Below are 15,204 nucleotides of genomic sequence, written 5' to 3'. Positions count from 1 at the left end.
CCGTGATTGGGATTATTCAGGCCTACCTGCTGCTGGCGTTATCGCTCGTCGCACTCGGCATGGAACTGTTCGCTCTCGTCGAGGCTGCTCGGCACAGCGGCGACAGTTTTGAACGGGCCGGAAAGCGCACCAAGACATTCTGGGTGTCGATCCTGGCCGGCGCAACATTCGTCGGCGTCCTGGCCCTGCCGCTCTTCGTCGGCATCATGCCGTACTGGATCAACGTCATCGCCGTGGTCTTTGCCGGCGTCTTCCTTGCCGATGTGCGCCCGGCGATCCGAATCAATGGCCCCGGGCGCACCAAGCGAACCGGGCCGTACGGCGGCTGGTAATGCCGGAGAGGTACTTCGAGACCTTTGGCGACGGCGAGCCGACAACTCTTTTCGCGCACGGATTCGGCGGGTCGATACGCGATACGCGGCCGTTCGGTACCGGCGTGCACGGCAGCAAAACCTTCATGCATTTCCGCGGCCACGGCGGTCGTCCGGCACCGCACGAGCCGTGGACCTACGCCGGGCTGGCCGGTGAGCTGCGCGAGACCGCGGACGCCGTCGGTGCGACCCGGGCGCTCGGAGTCTCGATGGGAGCCGGCGCCCTGGCGCGCGTGCTCAGTGAGACGCCCGACCGGTTCGACAAGGCCGCGTTCGTACTTCCGGCAGCCTTGGACGCGCGCCGCGGAGCCGAGGAGCGGGCGCTGTCGGCCGAACGGATGCGGCACGTAGCGGCACTTGCCGCGAACGGCGACGTCGCAGCCGTGCGCGCCGAACTCGCTGCCCGCGAACCGGCACCGGTGCGCGATTTGCCGGCGGCGCAGGCATGGCTGACGCACCGTGCCGAACTGCTCGTGACCACCGACGCCAAATACGGGCTGAACCTGCCCGGCGAGGTCGCTGTCGACGATATCGAGTCATTGGCGGCCGTGGACGTGCCGACGCTCGTCCTCACCCACGAAGGCGACGAAGCGCATCCCGTGTCGGTGGCCGAGGCCTACGCTGCGGCGCTGCCGCAAGCGAAGCTGATAGTGCTGCCGGCCGGATCGATCCTGTGGCTCGGACGCAGCGAGGTGCGCAGCGCTATCCAAGGATTCTTCAATGACGGTTGAGCGCGCCATCGACAGCGTCGTCATGCTCTCGCTGCATACCTCGCCGCTGGTGCAGCCCGGCTCCGGGGACGCGGGCGGACTCAACGTGTACGTGCGCGAGCTGGCCCGGCAATTGGCCGGCCGCGGGGTCACCGTCGACATCTACACGCTCGACGTCGACGACTCCCGCGGCGACGTGATCGACGTCGCCCCCGGCCTGCGCGTGCACCAGCTGGCCGCTGCGGGGCCCGGCAGGATCACGCGGGACGATTTCGATGCCGGCGACCTGGCGGCCCGGTTGGCGGCCGAACCGGCAGTGCAGCGGGCGTGCGTCGTCCATTCGCATTACTGGCTCAGCGGCGTCGTCGCGCTCGAATTGAGGCGGATGATCGGCATGCCGATCGTGCATACCATGCACACCATGGCCAAGGTGAAATATCGCGATTTCAACCACGCCGGCGAACACGTCGAACGGGTCGGCGCGGAAGACGCACTTGCCCGCCGCGCGTGTCTGATCGCCAATACCGAACGTGAAGCACGCGACCTCGTCAACCTGTACGGGGCCGACCCGGAACGCGTCGAAGTGGTGCACCCCGGCGTCAACCACGACGTCTTCACACCGGGCGACGCTGCGGCGGCCCGCCGGCGTCTGGGGCTGACCGGCCGCGACCTGATCGTGCTGGTCGTCGGCAGGATCCAGCATCTCAAGGGCGCGGACGTCGTCATTGACGCGCTTGCCGTGCTTGCGTCCCGGTCGCCCGGGCTGGCCCGGCGCGTGGCGGCCGTGATGATCGGCGGTGACAGCGGCGGCCGCGGTCAGGGCATTGCCGGTCTGACCAGGCAGGCCGCCGCGTGCGGGGTGTCGGACGCCGTCATGTTCGCCGAGCCGGTGCGCCCGTCGATCCTTGTCGACTGGTACCGGGCCGCGGACGTCGTGGCAGTGCCCTCGCGCAGTGAATCGTTCGGCCTTGTCGCGGCCGAAGCCGAAGCGTCCGGCACACCCGTCATCGCCGCCGATATCGGCGGTTTGAGCGAACTGGTGGACGACGGCGTCAGCGGTGTCCTGGTCGGCGGGCACGATCCGTCGGACTGGGCGGAGGCGTTGAGCCGCGTCCTCGGCAATGCCGAATTGCGAGCCCGAATGGGGCGGGCAGCTCCCGTCACGGTTGCCAAATTCGACTGGTCGCGCACCGCCGATGAAACCATGCACGTGTACGGAACCGCGCGCGAATGCAATGAGCGTGGCGCATTTGAAGAGATCGGGGGACGAAGTGGCTGACAACGTTTCGGAGCAACCGGGCCCGATAAATCGGGCATTGCGGGTGCTGGAGGACTGGGCGGACGACGCCGGCGTCGATGCCGAACGGGCCGATGCGAATTTGGTAGCCGTGCAATTGCCCGGCGAAAAGAAGCTCGCCACGACCGTCGCGGTCAAGTTCGGCGAATATTCGGTCCGTGCGCTGGCGTTCGTGGTGCGGCACCCGGATGAGCGGACCGCCGACGTGCACTCGTGGCTGTTGCAGCGAAATGCGCGGCTGCACGGGGCCGCATTCATGATTGATTCGCTCGGCGACATCTACCTGGTTGCCGAGCTGCCGATCGCCGCCTTCGACGATGCCGCATGCGACAAGCTGATGGGCCATCTGCTGGCCACGGCCGACGAGTCGTTCAACGAACTGCTTGCGCTGGGGTTCTTGTCGTCGATGAAGCGGGAATGGCAGTGGCGGCTCTCGCGTGGGGAGTCCACTCGCAACCTCGACGCGTTTGCCCACCTGCTGTCCGGCGACGAATAGTCGGGCATGGAACAATGGCCGTATGGCTGACAATTCCTCGCGAACCTTGATTCTGCTCCGCCACGGCGAGAGCGACTGGAACTTGAAGAACCTCTTCACCGGATGGGTCGACGTGCCGTTGACCGACACCGGCCGCGACGAAGGACGCCGCGCCGGAGAGCTACTGGCCGCCGACGGGTTGCTGCCCGACGTCGTCCACACCTCCAGGCTGCAGCGCGCCATCGCGACGGCGAACATCACCCTTGACACGGCCGGGCGGTCCTGGATCGACGTCCATCGTTCCTGGCGACTGAACGAGCGCCATTACGGTGCCTTGCAGGGCAAGAACAAGAAGGAGACGAAGGAACAGTTCGGCGAGGAACAGTTCATGCTGTGGCGCCGCTCCTACGACACTCCGCCGCCCGAACTCGACGATTCGAGCGAGTTCTCGCAGGCGGACGATCCGCGGTATGCGAATCTGCTCGACGCGCTGCCGCGCACCGAATGTCTCAAGGACGTCGTGCACCGCATGCTGCCGTACTGGTTCGACCACCTGGTGCCCGATTTGCAAGCGGGCAGGACGGTGCTCGTTGTGGCGCACGGAAATTCGCTGCGGGCTCTCGTGAAGCATCTCGACGGCATCAGCGACGCCGATATCGCCGGGCTCAACATCCCGACGGGCATCCCGTTGGTGTACCAGCTGGACGCCGATTGCCGTCCGATCGGCGAAGGTACCTATCTCGATCCGGAGGCCGCCGAATCGGCCGCGGCCGCGGTGGCGAATCAGGGCCGCTGACCCTCCGCCTTCCGCCCTTGGCGTTCCGCGGAACGGCCGGCACCGCTTGAGTGAACTCTGCATGAACCGGCCCGGCGGCGGAGCGGACGGCCGCCCGCACCCCATAAGCTTGATGCGTGGACGTGTCTGTGGTCGCCATCGTGTTCGGCGCGCTCGGCCTTGTCGTGGGCCTGGCCGCCGTCCTGGCGTTCCAATTCTCGAAACCGCGAGACACCACCGGCGACGTCGGCCCGGCAGTGCCCGACGGCATCAGCGAGGTGCTTGCCGTGCTGCCGTCGGCGGCGATAGTCGTCGATGCCGGTATCGACGTCGTCAAGGCGAGCCCTGCCGCGTACTCCTTCGGCTTGGTCAAAGCGCACGCAGTCACGCATTCCCGGCTCGACGAAGCCGCCCGGGTCGTGCAAGCGTCCGGCCTGATCGAGGAATTCGACGTCGAAGTGCCGCGGCATGCCGGCAACCGGTACCGGTCGTTGCACGTGCGCGTTGCGCCGTTGGGCTCGTACTACGTGCTCATCCTGTGCGACGATTTCACCGAGGCCAGGCGGGTTGAGGAAATCCGTCGCGATTTCGTGGCAAACGTCTCGCACGAGTTGAAGACTCCGGTCGGTGCGATTTCACTGTTGTCCGAAGCGATCGCCGGTTCGCCGGACGACGCGGACGCCGTCCGACGCTTCAGCGGCAAGATCGCGCAGGAATCGTCCAGGCTGACGGCTCTCGTGCAAGAGATCATCGACCTGTCCAGGCTGCAGGACACCGCGGGGGCCGACGACGAGCCGGTCGATGCGCGCGACGTGATGAGCGAGGCGGCGGCACGTTGTCGCTTTGCCGCCGACGGAAAGGATGTGCGGTTGCGCATCGAGCCCGGTGACACGTACTGCGTGCGCGGCAGCCGCGAATTGCTCATCACGGCCGTGAAGAACTTGATCGACAACGCAGTGGCTTATTCGCCGGAACATACTGTCGTCGATCTGTGGATGACCGGCGACGGCGACACCGTCCGGTTGTCGGTGACCGATCAAGGCATCGGGCTGGCCGACGAAGAGACGGAACGCATCTTCGAACGCTTTTACCGCGTCGATACGGCCCGTTCCCGCTCGACCGGCGGCACCGGCCTGGGGCTGAGCATCGTCAAACACGTGGCGATGAGCCATGGCGGCAGCGTGCGCGTGAAAAGCGCGCCGGGCGCCGGGTCCACATTCACGTTGGTGCTCCCGCTGGACGCCGGCGCCTCGCCCGCGCCGGACGACGCGTCAAACGATGTGCCGGACGACGTGCCGGCATCCGCCACCCGCTACCCGAACGAAGGATAGAAACCGGACGTGAGCAGAATACTTGTAGTCGAAGACGAAGAATCGATAGCCGATCCGTTGGCGTACCTGCTCGGCAAGGAAGGGTTCGACGTGAGCGTCGCCGCGGACGGCTTGGATGCGCTGACGCAGTTCGACAGGCGCGGCGCCGACCTCGTGCTCCTCGACCTGATGCTGCCGGGCATGTCCGGCACCGACGTGTGCCGGGAGATCCGCGCCGCATCGACGGTGCCGATCATCATGCTCACGGCCAAGGACTCGGAGATCGACAAGGTGGTCGGGCTCGAACTGGGTGCCGACGACTATGTGACGAAGCCGTATTCGAGCCGCGAACTGATTGCACGGATCCGAGCAGTGCTTCGACGGCGTACCGACTCGGTCGACGCGGCCGACTCGTCGGTGGAGGTATCAGGCGTGAAGGTGGACGTCGAAAGGCATGTGGCGAGCATTCGCGGTTCCGACGTGGCGATGCCGCTGAAGGAGTTCGAACTGCTCGAACTGCTGCTACGCAACGCGGGCCGCGTGCTCACGCGCGGACAACTGATCGACAGGGTGTGGGGCGAAGACTACGTTGGCGACACGAAAACCCTCGACGTGCACATCAAACGAATTCGCGGCAAGGTCGAAGTCGACCCTGCCGTGCCCCGGCACGTGGTGACGGTCCGGGGTCTCGGATACAAGTTCGAACCCTAGGGCTGCGACTTGTTCTGCGACTTGTTCTGCGACTTCGAGGGTTTCGGCGACGGCAAGTACTTCTTGTACTGCGGCAACGCGCCGTTGAAGACCTGCGAACTGAAGCGCTTGCTCTTCGAGCCCGATTGAAGTGTGACCTTCAGCAATTCGCCCGGCTTGGTGCTCACCGACGGTATGACGACGTTCTTGCCGTCTTTCGGGTCGAGCCTGACCTCGCTCTCCGGCTTCACCCGCACCGTCGTCGAGAACGAGGGAGTCGAGATCTTTGCGGTCTTGGGGCTCTGCGACGAGTTGAACACCGTGGCGAGGAGCTGACCGGGCTTGCCCTTGCCCTTGGTGATGACCATGACGCCGCGGATCTTCAGATCGCCGATGGCGGCGGCCGCACCGTCCCCGGCCGCGTATTTGTGCTCGGTTGCCTGCGGTGTGATGATTGCCGCGCATCCCGATGCGGGGGCGATCAGCGCCGCAGCGATCAGCGCCGCAGTTAGTCGGGCGTGGCGTTTCACAAGTGCTCCTCGTCGTGTACGGAGTTCTCCGGGCCGGCGGACAAATCCGGCCGTCCGCGTATCGACGCAAGCGTCCGCGGACCGCTTCCATATTAACCGCAGACGCGATCGGTTGGCGCACTCGGGGGCGACGCAGAAAATTCGACGGCTGTCAAGACCCCCGCCTCGTTCGGCAGCGCTGATGTGCGACGGCATCATACACCGTCTGGCCAGGACAAACAGTCCATAGAACATCGGCGAGTCATGTTAGACTGGTTACCGCGAAAGGGGACCGAACCACATGACTTTTCAGGTCGGAGAAACTGTTGTCTACCCTCACCACGGGGCAGCGCTCATCGAAGAAATCAAGACCCGCAGTGTCAAGGGCGAAGATAAATTATATTTGAAGCTGAAAGTAGCGCAGGGTGATCTGACCATTGAGGTCCCCGCCGATAATTGCGACCTCGTCGGTGTCCGCGACGTCGTCGGACAGGACGGGCTCGACCGCGTCTTTGACGTGTTGCGTGCCGAGTTCACCGAAGAGCCGACCAACTGGTCCAGGCGGTATAAGGCCAATCTGGAGAAGCTCGCATCGGGCGATGTCATCAAGGTAGCCGAGGTCGTCCGCGATCTGTGGCGCCGTGATCAGGATCGAGGACTGTCGGCCGGCGAAAAGCGGATGCTGTCGAAGGCCCGGCAGATCCTGGTATCCGAGCTGGCGCTTGCCGAGAAGACCGAAGAAGAAAAGGCCGAAGCCATCCTGGACGAGGTTCTCGCCTCCTGAACGACTCGAAATCGACAATCGGTGACGCCCCTGCCTGTCATCGGGCAGTGGGCGTCATTGTCGTTGCCGCCGGCTTCGGCACGCGCCTCGGCGCCGGAATGCCGAAGGCGCTCGTCGAGATCGACGGTGAGCCGATGATCGTGCGGGCGGTACGCAACGCCGCGGCGGCCGGCTGCACCGGCACCATCGTGGTGGTGGCGCCCGATGGACACCTCGAGCAGTTCGCCGCCCTGGTGGGGCAGCGGCCGATCATCGTCGCCGGCGGTGCCGAGCGGACGAATTCGGTGGCGGCCGGTCTGGCCGCACTTCCGCCGGACATCGAGATCGTGCTGGTGCACGACGCCGCCCGGGCCGGCGCGCCGCCCGAACTCTTCGACGCCGTTGCGCAGGCCGTTTGCAGCGGGCCGGACGCCGTCGTCCCGGGGTTGCCCGTGCCGGACACCATCAAGTACGTGGACGCCGACGGCACCGTGACCGACACCCCCGATCGCGCATTCCTGCGTGCCGTGCAAACGCCGCAAGGTTTCCGTCGCGCCGCGCTGGAACGCGCCCACCGCTCCGGCCGATCCGCCACCGACGATGCCGCGCTCGTCGAACGACTCGGCGGACGCTCGGTGGTGATCGACGGCGACCTGCGGGCCATGAAGGTGACGACCCGTGCCGATTTGGACGCCGTCGAACGGCTGGTGGCACACGAGTCGGCCGGCCCGACGACACCGCAAACGCAACGGAAGTGCACGACGTGATTCCGCGCATTGGAATCGGCACCGACGTCCATGCTTTTGCCGCCGGTCGTCCGTTGTGGCTGGCCGGGCTGGAATGGCCGGGGGAGACGGGCCTCGCCGGACATTCGGACGCCGATGTCGCAGCGCACGCGTGCGTGGACGCCGTGCTGTCGGCCGGCGGGCTCGGCGACATCGGCTCCTTGTGCGGCACCGACCGGCCGGAGGTCGCCGGCGCCTCGGGGGCGCGCCTGTTGGCCGACGCGGTCGCGGCCGCCCGGGAAGCGGGCTTCGACATCGGCAATATTGCGGTGCAAATCGTCGGGAACCGGCCCAAGTTCGCACCGCGGCGGCGGGAAGCCGAACAGGCAATGAGCACGGCCGCGGGTGCCCCGGTGAGCGTCAGCGCGACAACGAGCGACGGCCTCGGCCTGACCGGCAGGGGAGAAGGAATCGCTGCTATCGCAACGGCGTTGATCACTCCGCGAGAGTGACGCTCTGACGGCCCGCGTCCACCCGCACCATCATGCCTTCCGTGAGGCCGTCCGGTAGGTCGGCGTTCGACACGGCCGGGATGCCGAGCCCGCGCGCAATGATCGCCGTATGCGACTTCGGCCCGCCGTGGACAGTGACGACTGCGGCGCACGTCGAAGCGTCGAGTTCGGCCGCGTCCGCCGGCGTCAGATCGTCGGCAATCAGCACGAACCGGAAGTCCCGCGTCGGCAGACCGGGCCAGTCCCGGCCGGCGAGCTCGGCGATCATCCTGTCGCGCACTCCGACCAGGTCGGCGGCTCGTTCGGCAAGCCGGCCGTGGCTGAGAGCGTCGATGATCGTTTGCGCGGCCCGCCACACTGCCGCCGGCGCGCTCACTCCGTCGGCATCGATGAACTGATGCGCTGCTCGCACGAACGCGGGGTCCCCGGCCATTGCCGCATCGGCCCGCAGGATGGTGCTGACATCGCCGTCGACCTTGCCGGCCCGTTCGGCAAGCACGTCTGCGACGACCCGCGAGGCCTCGCTGACCTTGTCGCGTTCGGCCGGACGGTCGTCACGTTCGACAAACGCGGCAGGTGGTTCGCAGTTGGGAGGGTCCTGAAACACCGCCGGTCCGACCGCCACCTCGGATCCCGATTCGTTGTCCTGCGCCGAAGCGTCGTCCCCGGCGTGGCCGTCGTCCAGTGCGGCAAGCCGGACGACCTCGTCGACGGCGGCCTGGGCGTCGTCACCGGTCGCGCTCACGCGCACCACGTCGCCCAAGCGCACATCGAGCGCGGCCAGGGCGCTGACGCTGGACGCCGACGCCGGCTGTCCGCCGGGCCGTGACACTGTCACGGTCGCGCGAAATTTCGATACGGCCCGCACCAACGCCGCCGCCGGCCGCGCGTGTAGCCCGTCCCGGCCCGTGACGCGCACGTCCGCCTGCACCGCCTCGGCGTCCGGGGCCGTCGATTCGGATCCGTCCCTGAGTTCGTCCCCGGGCTCATCCCCGGGCCCGGAGCCCGGCTCGTTGCCGAGATGCTGTTCTTTGGCCATCAGCCCGCGCCGCGCCTCGGCATCCACCGCGGCCAAGCCCGCGCCGCCGACCGCGCTGACCACTGCCGCGACAAGCCCCTCGACCAGCGGGGCAGGGGTGAGCCGGACCGGCCCGGACGGCGCCGACAGCTCCAGGGCCATTTCGGCGTTCAGCACCGCCGAACCGAGATCCATCAGCACCAGCACGCCGTCCGGAGAATCGACGCGACCGATGGCATCGGCGATCGCCGTGGCCTCGGTGCCGAACCCGTCGCCCGAGCCGGCCGCGACTTCGATCGGCGGCGGCGAGTCGCCGGCCATTTGCAGGGCAAGACCTACCGCCGCATTGCCCAGCTCGGCGCTGTGGGAGACGACGACGATCCCTATCACCGGTGCTACTCCCCGGCCACGGCGGCGGCCAACGCGTCGAACAGCAACGCGGTGGACGTGGCTCCGGGGTCGACATGGCCGACACTGCGATCACCCAGATAGCTGGCCCTGCCCTTACGGGCGGTCAACGGCTCGGTGGCGTCGCGCCCGGTGGCTGCCGCATCGCGCGCGGCGGTCACCGCGGCGAGCAAGTCATCCGCGGCGCCGTCGAACGCGTCGACGGCCGGGATCATGGCGTCAAGCATCGTCTTGTCGCCGAGCTCGGCCTTGCCGCGAGCGATCACGCCGTCCAACCCCGCGCGCAGACAGGTGCCGAGAGCGCCGACGTCGAGAGTCGCCGCGCCGGCGGCCGCCCCGCCGAACCGGAGGAAGAACGTACCGTACAACGGCCCGCTGGCCCCGCCGACGCTGCTGACCAGCGCCATCCCGACGGCGCGGAACAAGGCGTCGATCGTCTCGGAAGGGTCGGACTCAAGCTTGCTGGTGACCGCTTGCATGCCGCGGGTCATATTCGTGCCGTGGTCGGCGTCGCCGATGGCGGAGTCGAGATCGGTCAAATACTCTCGCCGGGCAGCCACGCTGTCGGCGAATCTGGTCATCCAATCGGTCAACTCGCGGACGGACAGCGTGTCGGCAGCCACTTGCGTACCCCTTTCGCAGGTTCAGGTACCCCAGCGTAACCCCGGCGTATTGACTGGAGCATCCCACAGCCGGATCATCTCGTCGGTTGCGCCGAGTACCGTCAGCGAGCACCCGGCCATGTCCAATGACGTGATGTAATTGCCGACCAAGTTCCGCGCCACGTCGATTCCGGCCTTGTCGAGCAGGGCCTTGACCTCGCCGTACATGAGGTAAAGCTCCAGCAAGGGGGTGGCGCCCATGCCGTTCATCATGACGATGGCGGGGGCGCCGGTGAAATCGCGGTCGGCAAGGATCGGCTCGACGAGGCTCGCCGCAATGTCCCGGGCCGGTCGGATCGGTTCGCGGTGCCGGCCGGGTTCGCCGTGGATGCCGATGCCGACCTCGATCTCGTCGTCCGGCAGGTCGAACGTCGGTTTGCCGGCCGACGGCACGACGCAGCTGGTCAGTGCCACGCCCATGGACCTGCCCGAGTCGGCCACCCGCCGCGCCATGTCGGCCACGGCCGGCAAGTCGCGACCCTCGTCGGCGGCCGCGCCGGCGATCTTTTCGACGAACACCGTGACGCCGACCCCGCGTCGTCCGGCCGTGAACAGCGAATCCTGCACCGCGACGTCGTCATTCGTCACCACCGACTCGACGGCAGTGCCGGTCTCGGCCGCCACGAGTTCGGCGGCCATCTCGAAATTCATCACGTCGCCGGTATAGTTCTTCACGATATGCAGGACGCCGGCGCCGCCGTCCACCGCTTTGGTGGCGGCGGTCATCTGGTCGGGTGTCGGCGACGTGAAGATCTCGCCGGCGCATGCGGCGTCCAGCATGCCTTTGCCGACGAAGCCGCCGTGCAGGGGCTCGTGTCCGCTGCCGCCTCCCGAGACGAGCCCGACCTTGCCGTCGGTGGCCGCCGGCGTCCGGAGCACGAGCCGGTTCTCGTAATCGACGGTGAGCTCCGGATGCGCGGCATCGATGCCTTTCAACGCGTCCGCGACGACGGTGTCGGGATCGTTGATGAGTTTCTTCACTGTGTACCTCCCGGATCGCTTGCGCTATTCCTCATCGGATGCCGACGGGCCGTCATCCGCTTTCTCGTCAGCCGCGTGGGCACCGCGACCCGGCGCATCGGTCCGGTCGGCGCCCGTCTCCCGTGCCTCGTCGACGAATTCCGCCGTGGCCGGGCCGGCAGGGGTGACGTTCAGCTGGCGTGAATGCAAAACGTCGCCGACGAAGAAGTCGTACAGGACGATACCGATGATGCCGCCGATGATCGGCCCCACTATGGGTATCCAGAAGTACCAGCTGTAGTCCACGCCGGCGCCGTGCACGGTCCCCGGCATCGCCACATTGCCCCATCCTTCGAGCCAGGCGAAAACGCGCGGGCCGAAGTCACGGGCCGGGTTGATGGCGTATCCGGCGTTCGCGCCGTATGTCATTCCGACCGCGGCGACGGTGAAGCCGATGATCAGCGGACCCATATTGGCCTTGACCGCCGTATTGCGCATGTCGATGACTGCCGCGATGAACATGACGAGGAACCCCGTGCCCACTATCTGGTCGATGAGCGGGCCGGTCCAGCCGCCGTTGAAATACGGTGCCGGGAACGTCGCAAAGATGGAGAAGGTCACGTAGCCGCCCGGATCGCTGCGGGAGGCCACGTGCGCCGCCTTGTTGTAGGCATCGATGGCCTGGTGGTAGGTCATGTAGACGACCGCGGCACCGACGAACGCGCCGACGACCTGCGCCACGATGTACGGGCCGACCTTTTTCCACGGGAACTTCCGGCGCACTGCAAACGCCAAGGTGACGGCCGGATTGATGTGGGCGCCCGAGACGCCGCCGGCGACATAGACGCCGAAGGCGACGGCGAACGCCCAGCCCCAGGCGATGATCAGCCAGTCACTGGGGCCGAGGAAAATGGTTGTGGCCCCTTGGGTACGTCCGGATCCGGGCAACCCGGCCACCGTCATTGCCACCGATCCGTCGCCGATAGCCAGCAGGACGAACGTGCCGAGGAATTCGGCAAGACACTCGCCCCACGTTCCGTTCAATCTCTTGAGTCCACTGCCGTGACGAAGAGTCGTTCTCAACGCTGAAACATCGCTCATTGCCAAGCTCCTAGACTGGACACCTGCGATTTGACTTGCAGAATAATCTCATGCTAGCCCCGCTCGGAGGGTGTGGCAACGAAATGCGCCGCACGGATGAATTGGACGGTTTCGGCGGGAAAATTATCAAGTTGTGCGGAATAAGTACCAATGAACGTGGTGGATCCGGTGCGTCGTCGTCACGGCTCCGGGTCCGATTGCGCCGCCGGTGCCAGCGCCACTGTGGTTTCCTCGCGCAACACGTCGAGCAGGTTCGCCGGAGCGTCGTCGGTCACGATGATCGTGTCGAAAGCACTTGTCGGCACAAACCTGTGCAGCGCAGTGCGACCGACTTTGGACGAGTCCATCATCAAGACCTTTGTCGCCGCCGTTTCAAGCATGGCCCGCTTCATCATGATGATTTCTTGTTCCTGGTGGAAGGCCATGTGCGCCGTCATGGCAGACGTGGATTGGAACGCGATATCGACGGAGAGCGCCGACAGGGAGGCTTGGCTGGGAAGGCCGATGAAGGAGTCGTGCGTGCGTGAGTATTCGCCGCCGAGGGAGATCAGGCGGATGTCCTCGTCCTCGCGGAGGACCTCGATGGCCAGGCGGTAATTCGTGACAACCGTCAGGGGGCCGACCTCGTGCAATCGGCGGGCAAGCGCCAGGCCGGTCGTGGAGTCGTCGAGCAAAACGGACATGCCCGGTTCGACCATGCCGAGCGCCACGTCGGCAAGGCTTTCCTTGGCCTCGGGCTGGCTGTGCAGGCGGAAGTCCGAACTGCTCTCGAACACCGTCGACGGCCTGGCCGAGACGCCGCCGTGGAATTTGCGCAGAATGCCGCGATGGGCGAGCTCGTCGATATCGCGGTGCGTCGTCATGGTGCTGGCGCCGGTCAGCTCCGTCAGTTCCGCCGTCGACGCGAATCCGGCGGTCAGGACGTGGTCGATGATCCGCCGCTGCCGTACCTCGCGGGGGCTGCGCTTCTTCGTCGTCATGCGTACAGTGTGCCGCGAGGAGGTTGCTCATGTACATCCGACCGACCCGAATATCGCAAAAATCATGGTATAAATATCATTACGTACGGTAGATTGAGACCAAGCTGGGCAAAGCCCGGCGCCAGGGAGGTTTGCCCATGACCGCATCCGGAGGTGGAAGCATCCGTCCGGCCGGCTTTCGCGCCGTCGTATTCGATATGGACGGCGTCATAGTCGAAAGCGAACATCTGTGGGAAGAGATGTGGGCCGCCTTTGCCGCGGATCGCAGTGCCGACTGGACCCGCCGCCAGACCACGGACTGCCAGGGAATGAGCGCCCCGGAATGGTCGCAGTACTTGACGGACTTCGCCGGCGGCGCCGAGTCCCCCGCGGAAACCGAGCGCATTGTCGTCGACGGCATGCTCGAAGCGCTCGACAACGGCCGGATCGAGCTGCTGGACGGGGCCCGCACGCTTGTCGAGGACGTCAGCGACCTCGTGCCGATCGCCATGGCCTCGTCGGCGACCCGCCGTGTCATCGATGCGGTGCTGGCCCATCACGGCTTGACGAAACGGTTCACCGCAACGGTCTCCAGTGCCGAAGTGCCGCGCGGCAAACCGCAACCCGACGTCTACCGGGAAGCCGCGAGCCGGCTCGGCGTGGATCCGCGAGCCTGCCTGGCCGTCGAGGATTCCAGCAATGGACTGCGGGCGGCCGCGGCCGCCGACATGACTGTCGTCGCCATCCCGAACCCGGTCTACGCGCCGGCGCCCGACGCTCTGGCGCTCGCGGCGTCCGTAGCGGCCGACCATGCCGATATTCGCCGGATCCTGCTGGAAGCCTTGGGCCGGCCCGAGACCGACTACTGAAGAAGAAAGGCGAGAGCCCGATGCGGAAGATACTCGCGGTGGGGGACCACTTCATCGATCCGGACCTGTTCGTCGACGCCATCGAGCGGGCGACGGCCGGCCGGCACCAATTGACGATCGACCGGGCGAAGCTGGAATGGCCGAACGTGCCGTTCGGCCCGGTCGACACCGTCAACGAGGCGAGCGGCACCGTCGCCGAGGCCATTGAAGCGATAGGCGATGCCGAGATCGTGGCCACGCAGATGTCGCCGTTGACCGACGAGGTCTTCACCGCCTGCCCGAACCTCAAGTTGGTCAGCGTCAGCCGCGGCGGCCCCGTCAACGTGGACTTGGAGGCCGCCACGCGCCACGGCGTCGTCGTGACCTTTGCGCCGGGCCGCAATGCGACGGGAGCCGCCGAGTTCGCCATCGGGCTCATCCTCGATGCCATGCGCCGCATCACGGTGGCCGACGCCGAGCTGAAAAGCGGCACCTGGCGCGGCGACTATTATGCCTACGACAATGCCGGCATCGAAGTCGACGGCACCACCATCGGGCTTGTCGGATACGGAGCCATCGGCAAGATCGTGGCGGGTGTGCTGCGGGCATTCGGCGCGCACGTGCTGGCCTACGATCCGTACACGGACGCCGAGAAACTCGCCGCGGACGGCGTCGAAGCCGTGGCCGCACTCGACGATCTGCTGCGCCGGTCGTTCGTCGTGTCCATCCACGCCCGCCTGACCGACGAGACCCACCATCTGCTGAACCGCGACAACCTGTCGCTCCTTCCATCCGGCGCGATACTGATCAACATGGCCCGCGGCGGCCTGCTCGACTACTCGCCGTTGCCCGACATGTTGCGGTCGGGCCAACTCGGCGCCGTCGCGCTCGACGTCTACGACGAAGAACCGCCGGGCCCGTCGTGGCCGCTGTTCGACGCGCCGAACGTGATCACGACCCCGCACCTGGCCGGCGCCACGCGGCAGACCGCGCACCGTGCCGCAGACATCGTGGCCGGCGAGATCGCCGCCTATCTGGACGGCGAACGGCCGCGTTTCGTCGCCAACCCGGCAGTGTACGACAGGCAGTGACCCGGACTGCGACGGCCATG

General features: G+C 66.7%; 18 protein-coding genes. 12 read left to right on the top strand and 6 right to left on the bottom strand.

The genetic code is table 11. The features are described 5' to 3' along the window. Positions 1-2 precede the first annotated feature (2 nt). The 7 genes from BJY26_RS01645 (at position 3) to BJY26_RS01615 (ending at position 5,649) form a co-directional block, all read left to right on the top strand. Complete coding sequence (locus BJY26_RS01645; RefSeq protein WP_237248837.1) at positions 3-332, top strand: DUF2516 family protein; 330 nt, start codon at positions 3-5, stop codon at positions 330-332. Beyond that, positions 332-1,102, top strand: a complete 771-nt coding sequence (locus BJY26_RS01640) for an alpha/beta fold hydrolase (protein WP_179425113.1) — start codon at positions 332-334, stop codon at positions 1,100-1,102. Before BJY26_RS01645 ends, BJY26_RS01640 begins: the two co-directional genes overlap by 1 nt. Beyond that, positions 1,092-2,360: a glycosyltransferase gene (locus tag BJY26_RS01635; protein ID WP_179425111.1), complete on the top strand. Its 1,269-nt coding sequence runs from the start codon at positions 1,092-1,094 to the stop codon at positions 2,358-2,360. The genes BJY26_RS01640 and BJY26_RS01635 overlap by 11 nt, the downstream gene beginning before the upstream one ends. Beyond that, on the top strand, positions 2,353-2,874 hold the full coding sequence (locus BJY26_RS01630; protein WP_237248838.1) for a type III secretion system chaperone family protein: 522 nt from the start codon (positions 2,353-2,355) through the stop codon (positions 2,872-2,874). The genes BJY26_RS01635 and BJY26_RS01630 overlap by 8 nt, the downstream gene beginning before the upstream one ends. 22 nt (positions 2,875-2,896) lie before the next feature. Further along, positions 2,897-3,649 (top strand): phosphoglyceromutase, encoded by a 753-nt coding sequence (locus BJY26_RS01625; RefSeq protein ID WP_179425107.1) that lies wholly within the window; start codon positions 2,897-2,899, stop codon positions 3,647-3,649. Between the two features lie 116 nt (positions 3,650-3,765). Then, complete coding sequence (locus BJY26_RS01620) at positions 3,766-4,959, top strand: sensor histidine kinase (protein ID WP_237248839.1); 1,194 nt, start codon at positions 3,766-3,768, stop codon at positions 4,957-4,959. A 9-nt stretch (positions 4,960-4,968) separates the two neighbouring features. Next, entirely contained in the window at positions 4,969-5,649 is a 681-nt protein-coding gene (locus BJY26_RS01615; protein ID WP_179425105.1) for a response regulator transcription factor, read from the top strand. Here BJY26_RS01615 and BJY26_RS01610 read toward each other — a convergent pair. Next, the gene (locus BJY26_RS01610; RefSeq protein ID WP_179425103.1) at positions 5,646-6,158 is read right to left on the bottom strand and encodes a hypothetical protein; all 513 of its coding nucleotides are present in this window, start codon (positions 6,156-6,158) and stop codon (positions 5,646-5,648) included. The genes BJY26_RS01615 and BJY26_RS01610 overlap by 4 nt on opposite strands. A gap of 280 nt (positions 6,159-6,438) precedes the next feature. Between BJY26_RS01610 and BJY26_RS01605 the strand changes: the two genes are divergently transcribed. From BJY26_RS01605 to ispF, 3 genes are read left to right on the top strand one after another with little or no spacing between them, the layout of a single operon-like run. Further along, positions 6,439-6,921 carry a CarD family transcriptional regulator gene (locus tag BJY26_RS01605; RefSeq protein ID WP_179425101.1) on the top strand — a complete coding sequence of 161 codons (483 nt, stop codon included), beginning with the start codon at positions 6,439-6,441 and terminating at the stop codon, positions 6,919-6,921. Between the two features lie 47 nt (positions 6,922-6,968). Beyond that, entirely contained in the window at positions 6,969-7,667 is a 699-nt protein-coding gene (gene ispD / locus BJY26_RS01600) for a 2-C-methyl-D-erythritol 4-phosphate cytidylyltransferase (protein ID WP_237248840.1), read from the top strand. After that, on the top strand, positions 7,655-8,137 hold the full coding sequence (gene ispF, locus BJY26_RS01595; RefSeq protein ID WP_218852822.1) for a 2-C-methyl-D-erythritol 2,4-cyclodiphosphate synthase: 483 nt from the start codon (positions 7,655-7,657) through the stop codon (positions 8,135-8,137). The genes ispD and ispF overlap by 13 nt, the downstream gene beginning before the upstream one ends. On the opposite strand, the gene BJY26_RS01590 is transcribed toward ispF, so the two are convergent. The 5 genes from BJY26_RS01590 to BJY26_RS01570 all read right to left on the bottom strand — a co-directional run bounded on the left by BJY26_RS01590 (position 8,121) and on the right by BJY26_RS01570 (position 13,266). Beyond that, complete coding sequence (locus tag BJY26_RS01590; protein WP_179425099.1) at positions 8,121-9,545, bottom strand: HPr family phosphocarrier protein; 1,425 nt, start codon at positions 9,543-9,545, stop codon at positions 8,121-8,123. The two genes, ispF and BJY26_RS01590, sit on opposite strands and share 17 nt — an antisense overlap. A gap of 5 nt (positions 9,546-9,550) precedes the next feature. Next, entirely contained in the window at positions 9,551-10,186 is a 636-nt protein-coding gene (gene dhaL / locus BJY26_RS01585; protein ID WP_237248841.1) for a dihydroxyacetone kinase subunit DhaL, read from the bottom strand. Between the two features lie 21 nt (positions 10,187-10,207). After that, a complete protein-coding gene (gene dhaK / locus BJY26_RS01580) occupies positions 10,208-11,206 on the bottom strand; it encodes a dihydroxyacetone kinase subunit DhaK (protein ID WP_179425097.1) in 999 nt (332 codons plus the stop codon). A 24-nt stretch (positions 11,207-11,230) separates the two neighbouring features. Further along, positions 11,231-12,286, bottom strand: coding sequence for an MIP/aquaporin family protein (locus BJY26_RS01575; RefSeq protein WP_179425095.1), 1,056 nt, complete (start codon positions 12,284-12,286; stop codon positions 11,231-11,233). A 179-nt stretch (positions 12,287-12,465) separates the two neighbouring features. Further along, positions 12,466-13,266, bottom strand: a complete 801-nt coding sequence (locus tag BJY26_RS01570) for a DeoR/GlpR family DNA-binding transcription regulator (protein ID WP_179425093.1) — start codon at positions 13,264-13,266, stop codon at positions 12,466-12,468. A gap of 137 nt (positions 13,267-13,403) precedes the next feature. Between BJY26_RS01570 and BJY26_RS01565 the strand changes: the two genes are divergently transcribed. Both BJY26_RS01565 and BJY26_RS01560 read left to right on the top strand, forming a co-directional pair. After that, positions 13,404-14,114 carry an HAD family hydrolase gene (locus BJY26_RS01565; protein ID WP_179425091.1) on the top strand — a complete coding sequence of 237 codons (711 nt, stop codon included), beginning with the start codon at positions 13,404-13,406 and terminating at the stop codon, positions 14,112-14,114. Positions 14,115-14,134: 20 nt separating this feature from the next. Next, positions 14,135-15,184 (top strand): 2-hydroxyacid dehydrogenase, encoded by a 1,050-nt coding sequence (locus BJY26_RS01560; RefSeq protein WP_179425089.1) that lies wholly within the window; start codon positions 14,135-14,137, stop codon positions 15,182-15,184. The last annotated feature ends 20 nt before the right edge of the window (positions 15,185-15,204 follow it).

This window comes from Spelaeicoccus albus, assembly GCF_013409065.1.
Lineage (GTDB): Bacteria > Actinomycetota > Actinomycetes > Actinomycetales > Brevibacteriaceae > Spelaeicoccus > Spelaeicoccus albus.
Note: the sequence above shows the minus strand (reverse complement) of the source record. Positions and strands in the feature narration are given on the sequence as shown.